This is a genomic window from Aeromonas sp. PS2Canimalfood6 (assembly GCF_048276795.1).
GTDB lineage: Bacteria > Pseudomonadota > Gammaproteobacteria > Enterobacterales > Aeromonadaceae > Aeromonas > Aeromonas caviae.
Window position 1 is genome coordinate 24,820 of the sequence record NZ_JBLUXC010000040.1, and the last position, 17,045, is coordinate 41,864.

General features: G+C 64.7%; 17 protein-coding genes and 1 pseudogene. 12 read left to right on the top strand and 6 right to left on the bottom strand.

The window, feature by feature from the left end:
• Positions 1–170 precede the first annotated feature (170 nt).
• The 7 genes and pseudogenes from ACNPAA_RS15265 to ACNPAA_RS15295 all read left to right on the top strand — a co-directional run bounded on the left by ACNPAA_RS15265 (position 171) and on the right by ACNPAA_RS15295 (position 6,700).
• Positions 171–836, top strand: coding sequence for a thermostable hemolysin (locus tag ACNPAA_RS15265; RefSeq protein ID WP_417891849.1), 666 nt, complete (start codon positions 171–173; stop codon positions 834–836).
• A pseudogene (locus ACNPAA_RS15270) lies at positions 833–2,343 on the top strand (AMP-binding protein). Before ACNPAA_RS15265 ends, ACNPAA_RS15270 begins: the two are co-directional and overlap by 4 nt.
• Complete coding sequence (locus ACNPAA_RS15275; RefSeq protein ID WP_103243586.1) at positions 2,340–2,996, top strand: TenA family transcriptional regulator; 657 nt, start codon at positions 2,340–2,342, stop codon at positions 2,994–2,996. Before ACNPAA_RS15270 ends, ACNPAA_RS15275 begins: the two are co-directional and overlap by 4 nt.
• Complete coding sequence (locus tag ACNPAA_RS15280; RefSeq protein WP_039039562.1) at positions 2,993–3,841, top strand: SDR family oxidoreductase; 849 nt, start codon at positions 2,993–2,995, stop codon at positions 3,839–3,841. Before ACNPAA_RS15275 ends, ACNPAA_RS15280 begins: the two co-directional genes overlap by 4 nt.
• A gap of 1 nt (position 3,842) precedes the next feature.
• Positions 3,843–4,490, top strand: a complete 648-nt coding sequence (locus ACNPAA_RS15285; RefSeq protein WP_045525602.1) for a tetratricopeptide repeat protein — start codon at positions 3,843–3,845, stop codon at positions 4,488–4,490.
• A gap of 81 nt (positions 4,491–4,571) precedes the next feature.
• Positions 4,572–5,264, top strand: a complete 693-nt coding sequence (locus ACNPAA_RS15290; protein ID WP_041215642.1) for a response regulator — start codon at positions 4,572–4,574, stop codon at positions 5,262–5,264.
• Positions 5,261–6,700, top strand: coding sequence for an ATP-binding protein (locus ACNPAA_RS15295; RefSeq protein WP_043153174.1), 1,440 nt, complete (start codon positions 5,261–5,263; stop codon positions 6,698–6,700). The genes ACNPAA_RS15290 and ACNPAA_RS15295 overlap by 4 nt, the downstream gene beginning before the upstream one ends.
• 67 nt (positions 6,701–6,767) lie before the next feature.
• On the opposite strand, the gene ACNPAA_RS15300 is transcribed toward ACNPAA_RS15295, so the two are convergent.
• Positions 6,768–7,229 carry an ATP-dependent zinc protease gene (locus ACNPAA_RS15300; protein ID WP_053288956.1) on the bottom strand — a complete coding sequence of 154 codons (462 nt, stop codon included), beginning with the start codon at positions 7,227–7,229 and terminating at the stop codon, positions 6,768–6,770.
• 409 nt (positions 7,230–7,638) lie between these two features.
• Here ACNPAA_RS15300 and ACNPAA_RS15305 point away from each other — a divergent pair, with 409 nt between their 5' ends.
• From ACNPAA_RS15305 to efp, 3 genes are all read left to right on the top strand, one after another.
• On the top strand, positions 7,639–8,682 hold the full coding sequence (locus ACNPAA_RS15305; RefSeq protein ID WP_119196915.1) for a GMP reductase: 1,044 nt from the start codon (positions 7,639–7,641) through the stop codon (positions 8,680–8,682).
• Between the two features lie 92 nt (positions 8,683–8,774).
• Positions 8,775–9,971 (top strand): elongation factor P maturation arginine rhamnosyltransferase EarP, encoded by a 1,197-nt coding sequence (earP, locus tag ACNPAA_RS15310; protein ID WP_417891850.1) that lies wholly within the window; start codon positions 8,775–8,777, stop codon positions 9,969–9,971.
• A 45-nt stretch (positions 9,972–10,016) separates the two neighbouring features.
• Positions 10,017–10,583, top strand: a complete 567-nt coding sequence (gene efp, locus ACNPAA_RS15315; protein WP_010673788.1) for an elongation factor P — start codon at positions 10,017–10,019, stop codon at positions 10,581–10,583.
• A gap of 94 nt (positions 10,584–10,677) precedes the next feature.
• On the opposite strand, the gene ACNPAA_RS15320 is transcribed toward efp, so the two are convergent.
• The 4 genes from ACNPAA_RS15320 to ACNPAA_RS15335 are packed head-to-tail and all read right to left on the bottom strand — an operon-like array spanning position 10,678 to position 13,999.
• Positions 10,678–11,349, bottom strand: coding sequence for a methionine ABC transporter permease (locus ACNPAA_RS15320; RefSeq protein WP_010673787.1), 672 nt, complete (start codon positions 11,347–11,349; stop codon positions 10,678–10,680).
• Complete coding sequence (locus ACNPAA_RS15325) at positions 11,334–12,128, bottom strand: methionine ABC transporter ATP-binding protein (protein WP_010673786.1); 795 nt, start codon at positions 12,126–12,128, stop codon at positions 11,334–11,336. The genes ACNPAA_RS15320 and ACNPAA_RS15325 overlap by 16 nt, the downstream gene beginning before the upstream one ends.
• The gene (locus ACNPAA_RS15330) at positions 12,125–12,937 is read right to left on the bottom strand and encodes a MetQ/NlpA family ABC transporter substrate-binding protein (RefSeq protein WP_143237191.1); all 813 of its coding nucleotides are present in this window, start codon (positions 12,935–12,937) and stop codon (positions 12,125–12,127) included. The genes ACNPAA_RS15325 and ACNPAA_RS15330 overlap by 4 nt, the downstream gene beginning before the upstream one ends.
• Before the next feature lie 21 nt (positions 12,938–12,958).
• Positions 12,959–13,999, bottom strand: a complete 1,041-nt coding sequence (locus tag ACNPAA_RS15335; RefSeq protein ID WP_039041093.1) for an isopenicillin N synthase family dioxygenase — start codon at positions 13,997–13,999, stop codon at positions 12,959–12,961.
• A 310-nt stretch (positions 14,000–14,309) separates the two neighbouring features.
• Between ACNPAA_RS15335 and ACNPAA_RS15340 the strand changes: the two genes are divergently transcribed.
• Complete coding sequence (locus ACNPAA_RS15340; RefSeq protein ID WP_039041094.1) at positions 14,310–15,080, top strand: DUF3530 family protein; 771 nt, start codon at positions 14,310–14,312, stop codon at positions 15,078–15,080.
• Positions 15,081–15,201: 121 nt separating this feature from the next.
• Complete coding sequence (locus ACNPAA_RS15345) at positions 15,202–16,158, top strand: D-2-hydroxyacid dehydrogenase (RefSeq protein WP_048207117.1); 957 nt, start codon at positions 15,202–15,204, stop codon at positions 16,156–16,158.
• 86 nt (positions 16,159–16,244) lie between these two features.
• On the opposite strand, the gene ACNPAA_RS15350 is transcribed toward ACNPAA_RS15345, so the two are convergent.
• On the bottom strand, positions 16,245–16,718 hold the full coding sequence (locus ACNPAA_RS15350; protein WP_270836088.1) for a YMGG-like glycine zipper-containing protein: 474 nt from the start codon (positions 16,716–16,718) through the stop codon (positions 16,245–16,247).
• Positions 16,719–17,045: the final 327 nt, after the last annotated feature.

The window sequence follows — 17,045 nt, forward strand, 5'->3', positions numbered from 1 at the left end:
CGACAGCGGGGCAGATTGCCTGCCACGCCCGCTGCTGGCAACTGTTTTGTCTGGAGCCCCCATCGACCCCCGTTCACCCCCCGCCAGTTTTTTTCGTCTTTTTTTGCGCCTTAAGGGTTTCTTAAGTTTGCCCTTTTACTCTCATCCCATCGCAAGAGAAGGAGCCAACCATGACCATCGAGATCCAAGCCCCCTACCGGTTGATCCTGGCCGAATCCCCGCAGCAGGTCATGGCGCTGCAAACCTATATCCAGGCCGCCTACACCCTCGAGTTCAATGCCCGCATTCCCCATTTTCTGCCCTGCCTGCTCGGGCTCTACCGAGCTGATGGCGTGCTGGTCGGTGCCTGCGGCCTCAATCAGGCCTGCCATGGCGAGCACGAGCAACCACTCTATCTGGAGCAATATCTGGAGCAGCCTGTCGAGGCCGCCATCGAGACCCGTCTCGGGGTACGTCCGGCCCGCCACCGCATCATCGAAGTGGGCAATCTTGCTTGCAGCGAACCAGGTCACGCCCGCCTGATGTTTGCCGCGCTGTGTCGTCTGCTGTGTGACAACGCCCTGGACTACGTGGTGTTCACCGGTACCGCCAAGCTGCGCAACAGCTTTACCCGCCTGCGTCTCAACCCGGTGGAGCTGGCCCCCGCCCAGGCCCATCAGGTGGGAGAGGATGCCAGTGCCTGGGGCGAAAACTACCGCTGCCAGCCCAAGGTGATGGCAGGCGACATCAACCAGGGGCGCGAGGTGCTCGCACAGAGCAGCCTGCTGCTCAACCTGCTGGGGCCCATGCCCCGCCTTTTTAACCATGCCGACATCGACAGGAGGTGCGCGCAATGACGCTGTTCGACACCATCGCCCACCATGCCAGCCAGACCCCGCACCAGCCTGCGCTGCTAGGCAGCCAGAGTGAGCTGGATTACCAGAGCCTGTGGCAGCAGATCCAGCAACTGGCTGGAGTGCTGCAAGGGGCCGGCATCCGCCGCCTGGCCCTGCAACTCGACAACGGCCTGCCCTGGGCACTGATCGATCTCGCCTGCACCTGGGCCGGCATCGTGGTCATCCCGGTTCCCCACTTCTTCAGTCCGGCGCAGCAGACGTGGCTGCTGGAAAGCAGCGGAGCAGACGCCCTGGTCGGCCCGGAGCACCAGGGGTGGCAAGCCGCCTCACCCCTCGTGCTCATGGCAGGCAGGCCCGATGAGCAGGCCGTGCCCCTGTGGCGCCGCATCCCGGCCCGCCTCTCCGAGCTGCCAGCAGGCACCGCCAAGATCACCTATACCTCGGGCACCACGGGGCAACCCAAGGGCGTCTGCCTGTCGCTGGAACAGATGACGGCGGTCTGCGGATCCCTTGCCCTGCGGGTGGCCCCTGCCCGGGTTGAGAAACACCTGACCCTGCTGCCCCTCACCACCTTGCTGGAGAACCTGACCGGCTTGTATGTACCGCTGCTGACCGGCGCCTGCAGCCGCATCCCTTCCCTGGGGGAACTCGGCTTCTCGGGCTCCAGCAAGCTGGATCCTGCGGCCCTGGCCCATGCACTGCTGCGCTGGCCCAGCCACAGCCTGGTGCTGGTACCCGAGTTGCTGCGCCTGCTGCTGGCTCTGTGCCTCAATACCCCTGCCCTGGCGACACAGCTCGGCACCCTGCGCTTCGTCGCCGTGGGCGGCGGCAAGGTCGCCCCCGAACTCATCGCTCACGCCCGTGCGGCGGGGCTGCCGGTCTACGAGGGATACGGTCTCTCCGAATGCGGCTCCGTGGTCGCCCTGAACGGCCCCCACGGGGATCGTCCCGGCAGCGTCGGCCTGCCCCTGCCCCACTGCCAGGTGACGATCGCCGCAGACGGCGAAGTCATGGTCAGCGGCAGCGCCATGCTGGGCTACCTGGGGGAAGAGGGCGAGACGGGCAGTCAGATCGCCACAGGCACCTCTTCCTTAACACAGATCGCCACAGGGGATCTGGGTCGGCTCGACGAGGAGGGCTATCTCCATATCACGGGGCGCAAGAAGAACGTGCAGATCACCGCCTTTGGTCGCAACTTCTCCCCGGAGTGGGTGGAAGCCCAGGCCCAGCTCTGCCCGGCCATCGCCCGCATCGTCATCTTCGGTGATGGTCAGCCCGCCAACGTGGCCCTCATCCAGCCGCTGCCGGGCAGCCAGTCCCAATTGCCAGAGCAGATTGCCCGGCTCAACCAGCAGTTGCCCGATTACGCCCGCATCCATCACTGGTTGCCGGTCGCCCTGGATCAGCTCCCCGGCCTGCTGACGGCCAACGGGCGCCCCGTCGCAACGAGATTTATCACCATTTTTCCCGGCAGATCAGCCAATGCCTCACAGGAGAGACCTCATGAGCTTCTACCAGACCCTGCAACAAGCCACCGCCTGCGAGCGCGAACGCCTGTTCAACGCCCCCATCATCGAGGCCTGCCGCCGCGGCGACATCAGCCGTGACACCTACCTCGCCTTCCTGGCACAGGCCTACTACCACGTGCGCCACACGGTGCCGCTCCTGATGGCCACCGGCGGCAAGCTGGGGCAGGAGTACGAATGGGTGCGTGGCGCCATCAGGGAGTACATCGACGAGGAGTACGGCCATCAGGAGTGGATCCTGAACGACATCCGTGCCTGCGGCGGTGATGCCGAGGCGGTGCGCCACGGCCAGCCGGGCCTGCCCATCGAGCTGATGGTGGCCTTCCTCTACGACCAGATCCAGCGCGGCAACCCCATGGGCTTCTTCGGCATGGTGCAGGTGCTGGAAGGCACCAGCGTCGCCATCGCCCTGACCGTCGCCGACCAGCTCAAGAGCGGTCTGGGTCTGCCGCCCCAGGCCATGAGCTACCTGAGCTCCCACGGGGCCCTGGACCAGGAGCACCTCAAGTTCTTCGAATCCCTGATGAACCGGGTGGAAGATGCCGCCGATCAGGCCGCCATCATTCACGCCGCCAAGGTGGTCTACCGCCTCTATGGCGACATGCTCTATCAGCTCACGGGATCCTACCAATGAAGCTTGAAGGCAAACGCATACTGCTGACTGGCGCCAGTGGCGGCATTGGTGAAGCCCTGGCCCATGAACTGGCGGCCCAGGGTGCCCATCTGCTGCTGCACGGTCGTCGGGCCAGCGCCCTGGAGCGCCTGCGCCGGGAGCTGCCTCATCCGGATCGCCACCAGACGGTGACGGCCGATCTCGGCTCTCCCCATGAGCGGGCGCAGCTGCTGCAACATCCGGCCCTGGACGAGGGGCTGGACGTGCTCATCAACAGTGCGGGCTGCAACCAGTTCGCCTGGCTGGAAGATCAGAGCAGCGAGCAGGTGACACGCCAGTTGCTGCTCAACGTCGAGGCGCCCATCCAGCTCACCCGGGCCCTGCTGCCCCGGCTGCGCAAGCCCGCCATCATCATGAACATCGGCTCCAGCCTCGGGGCCATCGGTTTTGCCGGCTACAGCGTCTATTGCGCCAGCAAGTTCGCCATGCGCGGCTTCAGCGAGTCCCTGGGGCGGGAGCTGGAGGGAACCGGCATCAAGGTGCTGCACTTTGCCCCCCGCGCCACCCGCACCCACCTCAACTCCGAGGCGGCCTATGCCATGAATGCCGAGCTTGGCACCCGGACCGACAGCCCACAGGACGTGGCCGAGGAGGCCGTCATCGCCCTGTGCAACGAAACGCGCCGCCGCTGGCTCGGCTGGCCGGAAAAGCTCTTTGTGCGGCTCAACGGCCTGCTGCCCGCCTTGGTGGACATGGCCCTGGCCAAGCAGCGCCCGATCATCGAGCGCCACGCCCGCCGCACCGCCTCCCCTGCCCCCGATCACAGGAGCGATCCCGCCTGTGCGACAAACGAGAAGGAACATTGAGATGAAGCACACCACTTTCCGTCCCCGATTTGGTCACGGCCCCCTGTTGCTCGTCCTGGGAGGCCTGCTGGCAAGCGGTCTGGCACAGGCCGCCGATGCCCTGCCCACCATTCAGCAGGAGTGGGCCCACTGCCAGTACCAGCAGACCGGCAACGCCAAGGAGAGCTGCCTGGAGAGCCTGAGTGCCAAGGCCGATGAGGCGAGCGCCAAGGAGGCATTTCGCACCGATCTGCTGATCTGGTCCGCCATCGTCAAGAGCACCTGGGCGGGGGCCAAGGGCGGCCTCGGCGCCCTTGGTCTGGTGAAGGAGGCCAAGGCCAAGCTCGAGATCGCCATCAAGCAGGATCCCAAGGCGCTGGAAGGCTCGGCCTACACCAGCCTGGGCTCCCTCTACTACCAGGTGCCGGGCTGGCCGGTGGGCTTTGGAGACGACGAGAAGGCGGAGAAGCTGCTCAAGCAGGCGCTGGCCATCAATCCCACCGGCATCGACCCCAACTTCTTCTACGGCGACTTCCTGCTGGATCAGGGTGACAAGGCACAGGCGAAGGTCTATCTGGACAAGGCCCTGGCCGCCCCGGCCCGCCCTGGTCGCGAGGTGGCGGACGAGGGCCGCAGAATGGAAATTCGCGAGCGTCTCGCCAAGCTGTAAACACAAGCAGCACAGTGCGCTATTTCAACTCTGCCCACCAGCTTGCATACTGGTGGGCAGTGTCGTTTGAGGGAGAGAACAATGCGGATCCTGTTGGTGGAAGATGATGTGATGCTGGGAGACGGCATGGTGGATGCCCTGCGCAGCAGCGGCTACACGGTGGACTGGCTCCAGCAGGGGATGCCGGCCCTCTCGGCGCTCAAGAGCGAGGAGTTTGCCGCCCTTGTCCTGGATCTCAACCTGCCGGACATCGACGGCATCAGCCTGCTGCGCAAGTTGCGCCGGGAGGGGCAGACCCTGCCCGTGCTCATCCTGACCGCCCGTGATGCCCTGGATGACCGGGTGCTGGGGCTGGATGCAGGCTCCGACGACTACATGGTCAAACCCTTCGCCCTGCAGGAGCTCAACGCCCGGCTGCGCGCCCTGGTGCGGCGCAGCAAGGGGCAGGCCCAGGCGGTGCTGGAGTACGGGGAGCTGCAGCTCTTCCCCGCGTCACAACAGGTCACCTATCGGGGCGAGCCGGTCAAGCTCACCCCCCACGAGTACAAGCTGTTGCAGGAGCTCATCACCCAGAGCGGCCGGGTATTGAGCCGGGATCAACTGCAACAGAGCCTCTACGGCTGGGACGAGGGGGCAGAGAGCAACGCGGTGGAGGTGCACATTCACCACCTGCGCAAGAAATTCTTCCCCGAGCTCATCCGCAACATTCGCGGCGTCGGTTACATCGTGCCCCAGCTCGACGTCCAGGGCGCAAGAGGAGCCTCCGCCCCATGAGCCGTGTCCGTTCCATCCGCCGTTTCCTACTCTCCGGCATCCTGGCCCTGGTCAGCCTCAGCCTCGCCATCAGCGGCCTTATCGGCTACCTGCAGGCCAACCACGAAATGGAAGAGCTGTTTGATGCCCGTCTCGCCCAGTCCGCCCGCATCACCAACCAGTTGCTCAGCCGCTATCTCAAGCAGAGCGGCGAGCTGCCGCGCAACGGCACCGTGTACCAGGAGTGGGTGCAGGCCGTCCCCGAGACGCCCCACATCGAGAAGGGCGGCTTCTTCCAGTTCGGTCAGGACAACGAGTTCACCCCCTATGGCCATGAATTCGAGCACAACCTCTACTTCCAGTTGCTGAGCGAGCAGGGCGCCGTGCTGCTGCGCTCGCCCAATGCCCCGGCCCAACCGTTGACCACCCTGGAGCGGGGCTTCAACAGCGAGACCAAGGATCACCACGAGTGGCGCACCTTTACCCTCTACAACGAAGGTGAACAGACCTGGCTCATCGTGGCGGAGCGGGATGACGAACGCAGCGAGCTGGCCAGCAAGATGGCCACCCTCACCATGCTGCCCCTCTTCATCACCCTGCCCTTCCTGCTCGGTCTGCTGTGGTGGCTGATCACCAGGGGGCTGTCACCGCTGCACCAGCTGGCGCAAGCCATCGGCGAGCGTCATCCCGCCAACCTGAGCCCCCTCAATCTCGCCATCAAGGCCGAGGAGCTGACGCCGCTGGTGGGGGAGATCAACCGGCTGATGCACGCCCTCGCTGACACTCTGGATCGGGAGAAACAGTTCACCAACGAGGCCGCCCACGAGCTGCGCACGCCCCTCGCGGTACTGCGCATCCACAGCGAGAACGCCATGACGGCCGAGGATGATCAGAGCCGGGAGCAGGCCCTGCGCAAGATGCTCTTGGCCCTCGATCGCAGCGACCGGCTGATCCGCCAGTTGCTGACCCAGGCCCGCATCGACAACCAGCAGAGCCCGGCCCTCACCGCCCTTCCCTTGTTCCCCTTGTTGCAGGGCACCCTGGCGACCCTGGCCCCCATCGCCCTGAAAAAGGATCAGCAGCTGTCCCTGGAGGGCGCCGAAAAGGTGCAGGTAATGGGACAGGCGATGTTGCTGGAGCTGATGTTCGGCAACCTCATCGACAATGCGCTGCGCTACACCCAGGTGGGCGGCGAGGTCGCCGTGGTGGTGAGCCAGGTGGGCAACCGGATCCGGGTGGATGTGCGGGACAACGGCCCCGGCATCCCCACCGCCGCCCTCTCCCGGTTGTGCGAGCGCTTCTTCCGGGTCAATCCCCAGCAGGGGGATGGCGTGGGCCTTGGCATGGCCATCGTCTCGCGCATCGCCCAGCTTCACGGAGCGGATCTCGACATCCACAACCGGCCTGAAGGGGGGCTCGAAGTGAGCGTGCTGCTGCCCGCCTCGCGCCAGGCATGACGGGTCAGCCTTTGCGCACGCCATGAAAAACGGGGGCCAGGCCCCCGTTTTTCATGGCTGCACCACCCTAGTCGCAGGTGGGCTGTACCGTGAAGGTCCGGCTCGAATCCACCGGTCCCAGCTCCGCCAGCAGACGGCGCCCCAGCAGCACCGGGTAGATCATCTTGCTGCGATCCCGCAGGGTGAACCACTCCTTGTAGACCTGGTCCCCGACGCAGACGGACATGGTCACCGTCGGGCGCTGCTCCATGCCGCCCGCCCCGCGCACCGTCACGCTGCGCTCCACCGGTCGCTCCACGCTCCGGCGCACAACCTTGTCGGTATTGGCATCGGTCAGCACCAGGTTGAAGCGCACCCAGGGCTTGCCATCCTTCTTGAAATGCTTCAGGTCGCGGGCATCCAGCGACGAAGTGAGGGCACCGGTATCGAGCTTCATCTTGACCGCCACCCCGTAGGGCATCAGCACCCCCTTCTCGATCCAGCCATAGCTGGTCTGGGCCGCCATCGCGCTGCCGCACAGCGCCCACATCATGGCCGCCGCCACCATTCTCTTGCCCATCTTGCTCTCTCGCCTTGTCAGTCTTGCGCCCAGATGTATCACAGCCAACTGCCGGGTCAACCGGATTCTGGCGCGCAGGGGAGCGGGCTCTGGACGCGGTACCAACAGACGACAATCCATGCCGGGTACGGCGCGTGAGTGGGGAATGCAGTAGGAAAACGAGGGGAGAACAGGGTGCTGGATGACGCTGGCGGCTATCCTCAGGTTGTGACGCCAAAGGCTACCACAGCGGTGCGTGAATTATCAGTCTTGTTCTGACGGGATTTTTGCCTACACTGCTGTAAACCGGAGGGCCTGAAAACCACCGGTTTTTTTGCGCCTGCCGAAAAGTTGCCACTGCAAAGTGACCTCTCACACAAGGCTCAATAAGGAATTCGCAATGCGTATCGAAGAAGACTTGAAGCTCGGTTTCAAGGATGTCCTGTTTCGCCCCAAGCGCTCTACTCTCAAGAGCCGTTCCCAAGTCAGCCTGACCCGCCAGTTCACCTTCAAGCACACCCAGACCCGATGGCAGGGCGTGCCCGTCATCGCCGCCAACATGGATACCGTCGGCAGCTTCGCCATGGCGCGTACCCTGGCCAGCTTCGAGATGATGACGGCGGTGCACAAGCACTACAGCCTTGCGCAGTGGCAAACCTTCGTCAATGAGACCGACCCGGCCCTGCTGGGCCACGTAATGGTCTCTACCGGCACCTCGGAGGAGGACTTCACCAAGACCCGCCAGATCCTCGCGATGTCCAGCGCCCTGCGCTTCATCTGCGTGGACGTGGCCAACGGCTACTCCCAGCACTTCGTCGAGTTTTTGCGCAAAATTCGTGACGCCTGCCCCAACCACGTCATCCTGGCGGGCAACGTGGTGACCGGCGAGATGGTGGAGGAGCTGATCCTCTCCGGCGCCGACATCGTCAAAGTGGGCATAGGCCCGGGCTCGGTCTGCACCACCCGGGTCAAGACCGGGGTCGGCTACCCGCAGCTCTCCGCCATCATCGAGTGTGCCGATGCGGCCCACGGTCTGGGCGGCCAGATCGTCGGCGACGGCGGCTGCACCTGCCCGGGGGATGTGGCCAAAGCCTTCGGCGGCGGCGCCGACTTCGTGATGCTGGGAGGCATGCTGGCCGCTCACGAAGAGTGCGGCGGTGAAATCGTCGAGGTCGATGGCGAGCCCTTCATGAAGTTCTACGGCATGAGCTCGGCCAGCGCCATGGACAAGCACGCCGGCGGTGTCGCCGAGTATCGCGCCTCCGAAGGCAAAACCGTGCTGCTGCCCTACCGCGGCCCGGTGGAGAACACGGTGCGCGACATCCTGGGCGGGGTGCGATCCACCTGCACCTATGTGGGTGCCAGCCAGTTGAAAGAGCTCACCAAACGCACCACCTTCATCCGGGTGCGCGAGCAGGAGAACAACGTCTACGGCAAGGAGTAAGTTCCTCCTTCGGCCCCGAGCCGACCGTTAGAAGCCAGCCAACTGGTGTGCTACCCTGCGCACCGGTTTTTTTGCATCTGGGACCCTGCGCCATGACAAGCCCTCTCCCCCCCTTCGACTGGGACATCTTCTGCTGCGTCGTCGACAACTTCGGTGACATCGGCGTCACCTGGCGACTCGCCCGCCAGCTCAAGCGGGAAGGCGTGCTCCCGGCGCAGAAGAGTGAGGTGCAGGTGCGGCTCTGGGTGGACGATCTGGCTAGCTTCGCCCGCATCTGCCCGGCGCTCGACCCCGCACAGGACGGTCAGTGGGTCGATGGCATCTATGTCCAGCACTGGCACGAGCGCCTCCCCGCCGACATGACACCGGCCAGGGTGGTCATCGAGGCGTTTGCCTGCGAGCTGCCCGCCCCCTTTATCGAACGCATGGCCGAGCAGACCACGCCCCCCTGCTGGATCAACCTCGAATACCTCTCCGCCGAGAGCTGGGTCGAGGATTGCCATGGCCTCGCCTCGCCCCAGCAGGTCGGCAGCCGGCGCCTCGACAAGTACTTCTTCTTCCCGGGTTTCACCGCCAGAACCGGCGGCTTGCTGTGCGAGCACGGCCTCATCGTCGAGCGCGAGCGCTGGCAACAGGATGAAGCGGGACTGACCGCCTACTGGGCCAGCCTCGGCTTGCCACCCCAACGAGAAGACGAGCTGCGGGTCAGCCTCTTCACCTACGAGAGCGAGGCGCTCAGGAGCCTGGTCGAGGGCTGGCGCCAGAGCGTCACCCCCGTCACCCTGCTGCTGCCGCTGGGGCGCTCCCTCGACGACGTGCTCATCGGCGCAGGGCTGGCAGAGGCCATTCCCGGTGCCCGGGCCGGAGATCTGCTCCAGGCGGGCAACCTCACCGTCAAGCTGCTGCCGATGACCGATCAGAGGGGCTACGATCGCCTGCTGTGGAGCTGCGATCTCAACCTGGTGCGCGGGGAGGACTCCTTCGTGCGGGCCCAGTGGGCGGGGCGCCCCTTCCTCTGGCACATCTACCAGCAGGAAGAGGATGCCCACATGGTCAAGCTGGACGGTTTTCTCGACCACTACCTCTCCCCCTTGCCAGTGCCGGCCGGTCAGTGGCTGCGCCGCTTCAACCATGCCCTCAACCGGGGGGAGCATACGGGTGAACTCTGGGCACAATGGCCTCAATACGCGGCCATATGGCAGCAACATGGGCGCACCTGGCCACAGAGGCTGCTGGCGGACGGGGATCTCGTCACGAGGTTGGTGAAATTTTTAGAAAGCCGTATATAATCTGGCAGTTTTTATCCGTCCGTTTCACGAACAGGAATTTTTTACATGAAAACCGCACAGGAAATCCGCGCTGGTAACGTAGTCATGATCGGCACCGAGCCGATGGTGGTCCAGAAGGCTGAATTCAACAAATCCGGCCGTAACTCCGCCGTGGTCAAGATGAAGCTGAAGGGTCTGCTGAACGGCAGCGCCACCGAGACCGTCTTCAAGGCCGACGACAAGCTGGAAGTCGTTCAGCTGGAGCGTAAAGAGTGCACCTACTCCTACTACTCCGACCCGCTGTATGTCTTCATGGACACCGAGTACAACCAGTACGACGTCGAGAAAGACAACCTGGGTGATGCCCTGAACTACCTGGTAGACGGCATGGAAGACCTCTGCGAAGTGACTTTCTACAACGAGAAAGCCATCTCCGTAGAACTGCCGACCACCATCGTGCGTGAAGTCGAGTACACCGAGCCGGCCGCCCGTGGCGACACCTCCGGTAAAGTGACCAAGCCTGCCCGCCTGAAGGGCACCTCCTACGAGCTGGCCGTTGCCGCCTTCGTGGAGATCGGTGACAAGATCGAAATCGACACCCGTACCGGTGAATTCAAGCGTCGCGTCAACTAAGTTGACCCCTTGATGTGATTGCAAAAAAAGCGAGCCAAGGCTCGCTTTTTTATTGGCTGGCACCTCACGGCCGGCCTGATGAGAAGCCGTGCCCCTAGCGGCGATGGGCCAGTGCCCGCACCAGCCTGTCCCCCACCCCCTGTACCAGTTGCACCAGCAGCAGCAACATGACCACTGTCCCTGCCATCACCTTGTCATCAAAGCGCTGGTAGCCATAGCGGATCGCCAGATCCCCGAGCCCGCCACCACCGACCACCCCTGCCATGGAGGAGAAGCCAATGAGCATCACCACCGTCAGGGTGAGTCCGGCCAGCAGCGCCGGCAAGGCCTCGGGCAGCAGCGCCTTGACGACCACGTGCCAGCCGCTGCCCCCCATGGCCAGCACGGCTTCGACGCGCCCCTTGTCCACCTCATCGAGGGCGCTCTCCACCACCCGGGCAAAGAAGGGGAAGGCCCCCAGGGTAATGGGAACGATGGCGGCGGTGCTGCCCAGTGAGGTGCCGACCACCAGCCGGGTCAGGGGGATCAGGGCGATCAGGAGCACCACGAAGGGGAGCGACCGCCCTATGTTGATACCGATCCCCAGCACCATGTTGAGACGGGGCAAGGGCAGCACGCCCCCGGGACGGGTCACCACCAGCAGCACCCCGGTCGGCAGCCCCAGCAGCAGGGTGAAGACGGCTGCCACTCCCACCATGTAGAGCGTTTCAAGCGACCCCTGATACATCAGTTCGAGCAAGGCATCGACACTCAGGCGACTCTGCATAAACGCACCTCCTCTGTGACTCCGTGACGCGCCATGAAACGTCGCAGGATCTCGGGATCCGGCAACAGGGCCTGCCGCACGCGGGAGTCGGGGTTGGCCAGCAGGGTGCCCAGAGCGCCGCTTTCCACCAGCTGACCCCGTTCAAGCAATGCCGCGTGATCGCAGATGGCCCTGACCACCTCCAGCTCGTGGGTGATGAGTACTATGGTGATCCCGAGGCGGCGGTTGATGTCGGCAAGCAGCGCCAGCACCGACTCCGTGGTCTCCGGATCCAGGGCACTGGTCGCCTCGTCACAGAGCAAGTGGCGCGGATTGGCGGCCAGGGCGCGGGCGATGCCCACTCGCTGCTTCTGCCCTCCCGACAACTGGGAGGGAAAGGCGCGACGGTGCTCGCCAAGCCCCACCAGTTCCAGCAGCTCGCTGACCCGGGCCGCCCGCTCCCGGCGCGCCACTCCGGCGATTTCCAGCGGGACCGCCACGTTCTCCTCCACGCTGCGGGCGTGCAGCAGATTGAAGTGCTGGAAAATCATGCCGGTCCCCTGACGGTGGCGGCGCAAGGCCGCCCCCTCCAGGGCCGTGATGTCGCGGCCATCGAACAGGATGCGGCCCCGGCTTGGCCGCTCCAGCAGATTGAGGCAACGAATGAGCGTGCTCTTGCCCGCGCCGCTGCGCCCGAGAATGCCGTAGATGGCCCCATCCGGAATCTCGAGCGACACCCCCTCCAGAGCGGGTTGCCCGTGCCCCGGGTACTGCTTGCCGAGCCCCTCCAGCACTATCATGACTGCCGCCCGGCCACCGGGATCACCGACCCCTTGTAGCTCTTGCGAATGAAGTCGGCGATCGCCCTGGACTCCAGATCCCGCGCCAACTGGCGGATCCGCGGATCATCCTTGAGCGCCGGGGTGGTCACCAGGATGTTGGCGTAGGGATTGTTCTGGGCGCTCTCCAGCCCCAGGGCATCGCGAGCAGGCTCCAGCCCCGCCTCCAGGGCATAGTTGCCATTGATCACCGCCAGATCCACGTCGTCAAGGGAGCGCGGCAGCTGCGGCGCCTCGATCTCCAGGATCTTGAGCGCCTTGGGGTTGGTGGCGATATCGTGCACCGTCGCCAGATCCCGCGCCGGATCTTCATGGCCGGCCTTGAGGGTGATGAGCCCCTCGTGCTGCAACAGATAGAGGGCCCGGCTCAGGTTGGTGACATTGTTGGGCAGGGCTATCACCGCCTTTTCCGGTACCTCCTTCAAGTGCTTGAACTTCTTCGAATAGATGCCAAGAGGCTCCACGTGTACGGTCGCGGCCACCACCAGCTCGGTGCCGAGCGCCTTCTCCTGATCCCGCAGGTAAGGGACGTGCTGGAAGTAGTTGGCATCCACATCACCCGCCACCAACAGGGCATTGGCATTGATGCCGCCGCTGAGCTCGATCACCTGCAGATCCAGCGAAGGGTCCTGGCGTTTCACCTCGCCGAGGATATCCGCATGGGGCAGTGGATCCGCGGCAACCCGCAGCGCCTGGGCTGCCTGGGCGGAGAGAGAGAGTCCGAGGGCCAATACCAGGCCGCTCAGGGAAAACAGTCCGTGCTTGTTCATCTTGTGCTCCTTGCCATGCAATCAATGGGTGGTTTCGCCGACCGCCAGCGCCCGGGGCGCCGGCAACAGATCGGCATGGTGGCGCAATGCCACGTCAGGGTGGGAACGCAGCCGCCCCTTGAGGTAGTTCCAGCCCACCTCCCGCAGCAGCGGATTGTGCGGGTCGGTGGCAGGCCCCCTGGCTTCACGGGCCAGTGCCTCGGGCAGCGGATAGACGGGCACCACAGCGTCGAGCTGGGCCCCCAGGAAGAAGGCGATGGAGAGACGCTCCTGCCCCGGCGCCGACGGCACCACCCGGTGCACGGTCGCACGCAGGTAGCCGTTGCTGGCGAGCTCCAGCAGCTCACCGATGTTGACCACGAAGGTGCCAGGGAGCGGGAGCGCGTCGATCCAGTGATCCGGCGCCACCTCCACCTGCAGGCCGGGCTGGTCATCCTGCAGCAGGAAGCTCAGGAAGCCCGAATCCTTGTGGGGACCGACCCCCTGGGTGGCGCCCCGCTCACCGGGATAGCGGATCAGCTTGATATGTTCGTTGGGACGCTCTCCGTGCAGGGCATCGAAGGCATCTGGCGACAGTGCGAGCGCCTCGGCAAAAGCCCCGAGCAGGGTACGGGACATGCGGGTCATCTGCCCACGCCAGCGCGTCAGCACGGGTTGCAGTGTCGGCAGCGCCTCCGGCCACTGATTCGGCCCCTGCAACCGCCACCAGGGTGGGTCGCCCGCCGCGCGCGGCAAGGCTGGGCGATCGGCACCGATATCAAACTGCTCTCGCCAGTCGGGTTGACCCCGGGTCAGCTCCGCCCCCGGTCGGTTGTAGCCACGAAAATGGGGAGAGTGGATCATGGCGACCTGCTGCTTGGCCGCCAGAGGCAGCGCAAAGAAGGCCCGCGACAGCTGCTGCACCTCCTGTTGCAGCTCGGGATCGATGCCGTGGCCGGTCAGGTAGAAAAATCCCGTCTCTCTCGCGGCATCGCGCAACGATGCCAGAAAATCGGCCCGGGCGTCGGGCGAGGCATCCAGCTGCCTCAGGTCGAGGATGGGCAAGTGAACCAAGGTGCTCATGGCGATAACGCTCCCTGTCGATGGAAAGTGAGGGTGAATCTCTCGTTCTGACGAGACAGGGGGGGAGAATTCTCCGCCTGCGGCCAGTGACGACATGCCCCGGCCCCCTGTCTGCCTGCCCTTACTGAACCATGTATGGGTCACAGGATGGAACAATCAAAACCGGGAATGCTTTGCCATTTGGAACAATCCCGGGCCCGTGCCCGGCCCGCCGGTCAGACCCTCTTCGCCACCGCCGATGCCGATGTGCCCCCTTGCCCTAAAGAAACCCCCGGCGAGGCCGCTATGAGGGAGTGCTGGAGGATCCCCCATGACATTTCGCCCCTATCTGCTGCTGACCCTGCTTGCTTTTGCCGCCCACGGCGCCGGGCAGGCACCGTCAGGCGCCGCCCCGGATCCAGCCCCCCTGGTTCCCCCCGACTACTGGCAGAGCAGCGACTGGCAGGGAATACCCGACAGCACCAGGGTGGACAAGCAACAGGTACTGTTTGCCAAGCACGACAGCGACAACTACGTGGGTCTGGTTATCCTGCTGCCCGACTGGCAGCGCAGCGGCCAGCTGTGGCAACTGACCCGGGAGCTGGGGCGCCTCGGTTTCGATACCCTGCTGCTGCTCCCCTCGCCGCAGCAGACCGAGCTCGACCCCGCCGCCGAGAAGAAACAGCAGGTCATCGACGATTTTCGCAAGCAGTTTGCCTCCCGCATCAGCAAGCTGGGGGATGCCAAGCTGCAGGAGGGGGGCTTCAAGCTGCTGCTGGCCCAGGGTACCAGCGCCGCCTGGGCCGCCAACCTCATCGCCAGCGAACAGTTGCCCGCCCCCGATGCCCTGGTGCTGCTCGACGGCTTCTTCCCCAACCAGCTGAGCAACCAGACCCTCGCCAAGCAGATAGCCCAGGGCAGCATCCCTACCCTGGATCTCTATCAGGAGGAGGGAGGACGCTGGCCCCTGCTGGCGGCCGAAGCCCGCAGAAGCGAGAGCCGCCGCAGCCACAAGCTCAACTACCGCCCCTATGCCCTGATGGATCTGGAGGAGACGCCGGGGCGCATCCAGGGCTGGCTGACGCACCTGGGCTGGATCTGAGTCCCTCCGAGGCACAGCCACCCGCCTTTTGCCTTCCCCATCGGACTTGACCCGATGCCACCGCGCTGGTCAGCCGCCCTCCATGTTTGGCATCATGTCCGAACCAATGGCAGGAGGCTTCATGCAGCAAATCGTGTTTCTCGACAGCGACACCCTGGACACCGGCATCAATCTGCGCCGCCCCGATTTTCCCCATCACTGGCAAAGCTACCCGACCACGGCGCCGGATCAGGTGGTGGAGCGGCTCAAGTGCGCCAGCATCGCCATCATCAACAAGGTGCGCATCGGGGCCGATGAACTGGCCCAGCTGCCCGAACTGCGCCTGATCGCTCTGGCCGCCACCGGCAGCGACAACCTGGATCTGGAGGCGTGCCGCGCCGCCAATGTCGCCGTGTGCAATATCCGCAACTACTCGGGCCCTTCCGTCCCCGAGCACGCCATGGCCCTGATGCTCGCCCTGTCGCGCAACCTGTTCGCCTGGCGCCAGTCCCTGCTGGAGGGGCGCTGGCAGCAAAGCGGCCAGTTCTGCTTCTTCGACCACCCCATCACGGATCTGCATGGCAAGCGCCTCGGGATCATCGGCAAGGGAACCCTGGGACAGGCACTGGGACAGCGGGCCAGCGCCATCGGGATGGAGGTTTACTATGCCCAGAGCCAGGTCGGCTCCCCGGGGGATGACGACAGACTGCCCCTGGATGCCCTGCTGCAAAGTTCGGATGTGATCAGCCTGCACTGCCCGCTCACCCCCTACACCCGCCATCTCATCGGGGAGCGGGAGCTGGCCCTGATGAAACCGGGCGCCCTGCTCATCAACGTGGGCCGTGGCGGCCTGGTGGACGAGCAGGCGCTGCTCGAAGCCCTCGGCAACCGCCGTCTGGGGGGCGCCGGTTTCGATGTGGCGAGTGTCGAGCCGCCGCCTCCGGATCACCCCCTGATGCAGGCCCTGCGTTACCCCAATTTCATCCTGACTCCCCACGTGGCCTGGGCCAGCGAAGAGTCGATGCAGCGCCTCGCGGATCAGCTCATCGACAACATCAACGCCTTCTCCCTTGGCAGGCGCCAGCACCGGCTGGTGTAAGAGGCCGCTCGCCGCCCCTCACGGGCCGGCAGCGGGATCAAAAAAGGGGCCAAAGGCCCCTTTTTGTCGATCAGCTTGCCGCGGCATCAGTCGTCATACCATCTGTGCTTGCGGTGCTTTTTGTGTTTCTTGTGGTGCTTGTGATAGCGCCTGTCATCGTAATAGCGATCGCCGCGGCTCTCGTGACCATCCCCGGTCCTGGCTCCGATGGCGGAGCCACCGGCACCACCGATACCGGCGCCGATCAGCTGGCCCGTGCTGCCACCGACACTCTTGCCGATGGCAGCCCCGCCCAGGGCACCGACGGCGCCGCCGAGCGCAGCTTCGTTCTTGTTGCCCCTATTGGCCGTGGCCGCACCACCGGCCGCGCCCCCCAAGGCTGCCCCCACCAGGGCGCCGGTGTCGCCACCCAGCTCCTTGCCGATCATGGTGCCCGCCACCCCGCCGGCTCCGCCGCCGAGAATGGTATTGAGGGTCTCGGATGCCTGCACCTGTCCTGTGCCCAACAGCAACGCCCCCAGCAGCGCCAGTGCGCTCATGCCAAACGGTTTCATTTTCATGGGGTACTCCTGTCAAACCTGATGATTGATTATTTTTCCCTGCACTATACAAAGCCCCCTGACCTGCGCCACTGCCGCAAGGGGCACCTCACGGCCAGCCCTCCCTGTCTCCGGTTCGCGACACGATGCAAGAAAGCAGGCTAACCACCTGAAACCACATCAAAAAAAAAGGTCACACGAGAAATCATCCCCGTCATGACCCTTTTCTAAATAACTGATCCCAATAGTGCTACACCTTCGCTGTGCCATAGCCATTCCCCGGGAAAGGAGACACGGTATCCATGAAGTGTTTCACTCGGGCCAGCAGGTTTGCCATCCCTCTGCATT

Excerpts from the sequence above, each read along its gene's own strand:
- ACNPAA_RS15265 (WP_417891849.1), top strand. The coding sequence starts at position 171 with ATGACCATCGAGATCCAAGCCCCCTACCGGTTGATCCTGGCCGAATCC.
- ACNPAA_RS15275 (WP_103243586.1), top strand. The coding sequence starts at position 2,340 with ATGAGCTTCTACCAGACCCTGCAACAAGCCACCGCCTGCGAGCGCGAA.
- ACNPAA_RS15280 (WP_039039562.1), top strand. The coding sequence starts at position 2,993 with ATGAAGCTTGAAGGCAAACGCATACTGCTGACTGGCGCCAGTGGCGGC.
- ACNPAA_RS15285 (WP_045525602.1), top strand. The coding sequence starts at position 3,843 with ATGAAGCACACCACTTTCCGTCCCCGATTTGGTCACGGCCCCCTGTTG.
- ACNPAA_RS15290 (WP_041215642.1), top strand. The coding sequence starts at position 4,572 with ATGCGGATCCTGTTGGTGGAAGATGATGTGATGCTGGGAGACGGCATG.
- ACNPAA_RS15295 (WP_043153174.1), top strand. The coding sequence starts at position 5,261 with ATGAGCCGTGTCCGTTCCATCCGCCGTTTCCTACTCTCCGGCATCCTG.
- ACNPAA_RS15300 (WP_053288956.1), bottom strand. The coding sequence starts at position 7,229 with ATGTGGGCGCTGTGCGGCAGCGCGATGGCGGCCCAGACCAGCTATGGC.
- ACNPAA_RS15305 (WP_119196915.1), top strand. The coding sequence starts at position 7,639 with ATGCGTATCGAAGAAGACTTGAAGCTCGGTTTCAAGGATGTCCTGTTT.
- earP (WP_417891850.1), top strand. The coding sequence starts at position 8,775 with ATGACAAGCCCTCTCCCCCCCTTCGACTGGGACATCTTCTGCTGCGTC.
- efp (WP_010673788.1), top strand. The coding sequence starts at position 10,017 with ATGAAAACCGCACAGGAAATCCGCGCTGGTAACGTAGTCATGATCGGC.
- ACNPAA_RS15320 (WP_010673787.1), bottom strand. The coding sequence starts at position 11,349 with ATGCAGAGTCGCCTGAGTGTCGATGCCTTGCTCGAACTGATGTATCAG.
- ACNPAA_RS15325 (WP_010673786.1), bottom strand. The coding sequence starts at position 12,128 with ATGATAGTGCTGGAGGGGCTCGGCAAGCAGTACCCGGGGCACGGGCAA.
- ACNPAA_RS15330 (WP_143237191.1), bottom strand. The coding sequence starts at position 12,937 with ATGAACAAGCACGGACTGTTTTCCCTGAGCGGCCTGGTATTGGCCCTC.
- ACNPAA_RS15335 (WP_039041093.1), bottom strand. The coding sequence starts at position 13,999 with ATGAGCACCTTGGTTCACTTGCCCATCCTCGACCTGAGGCAGCTGGAT.
- ACNPAA_RS15340 (WP_039041094.1), top strand. The coding sequence starts at position 14,310 with ATGACATTTCGCCCCTATCTGCTGCTGACCCTGCTTGCTTTTGCCGCC.
- ACNPAA_RS15345 (WP_048207117.1), top strand. The coding sequence starts at position 15,202 with ATGCAGCAAATCGTGTTTCTCGACAGCGACACCCTGGACACCGGCATC.
- ACNPAA_RS15350 (WP_270836088.1), bottom strand. The coding sequence starts at position 16,718 with ATGAAAATGAAACCGTTTGGCATGAGCGCACTGGCGCTGCTGGGGGCG.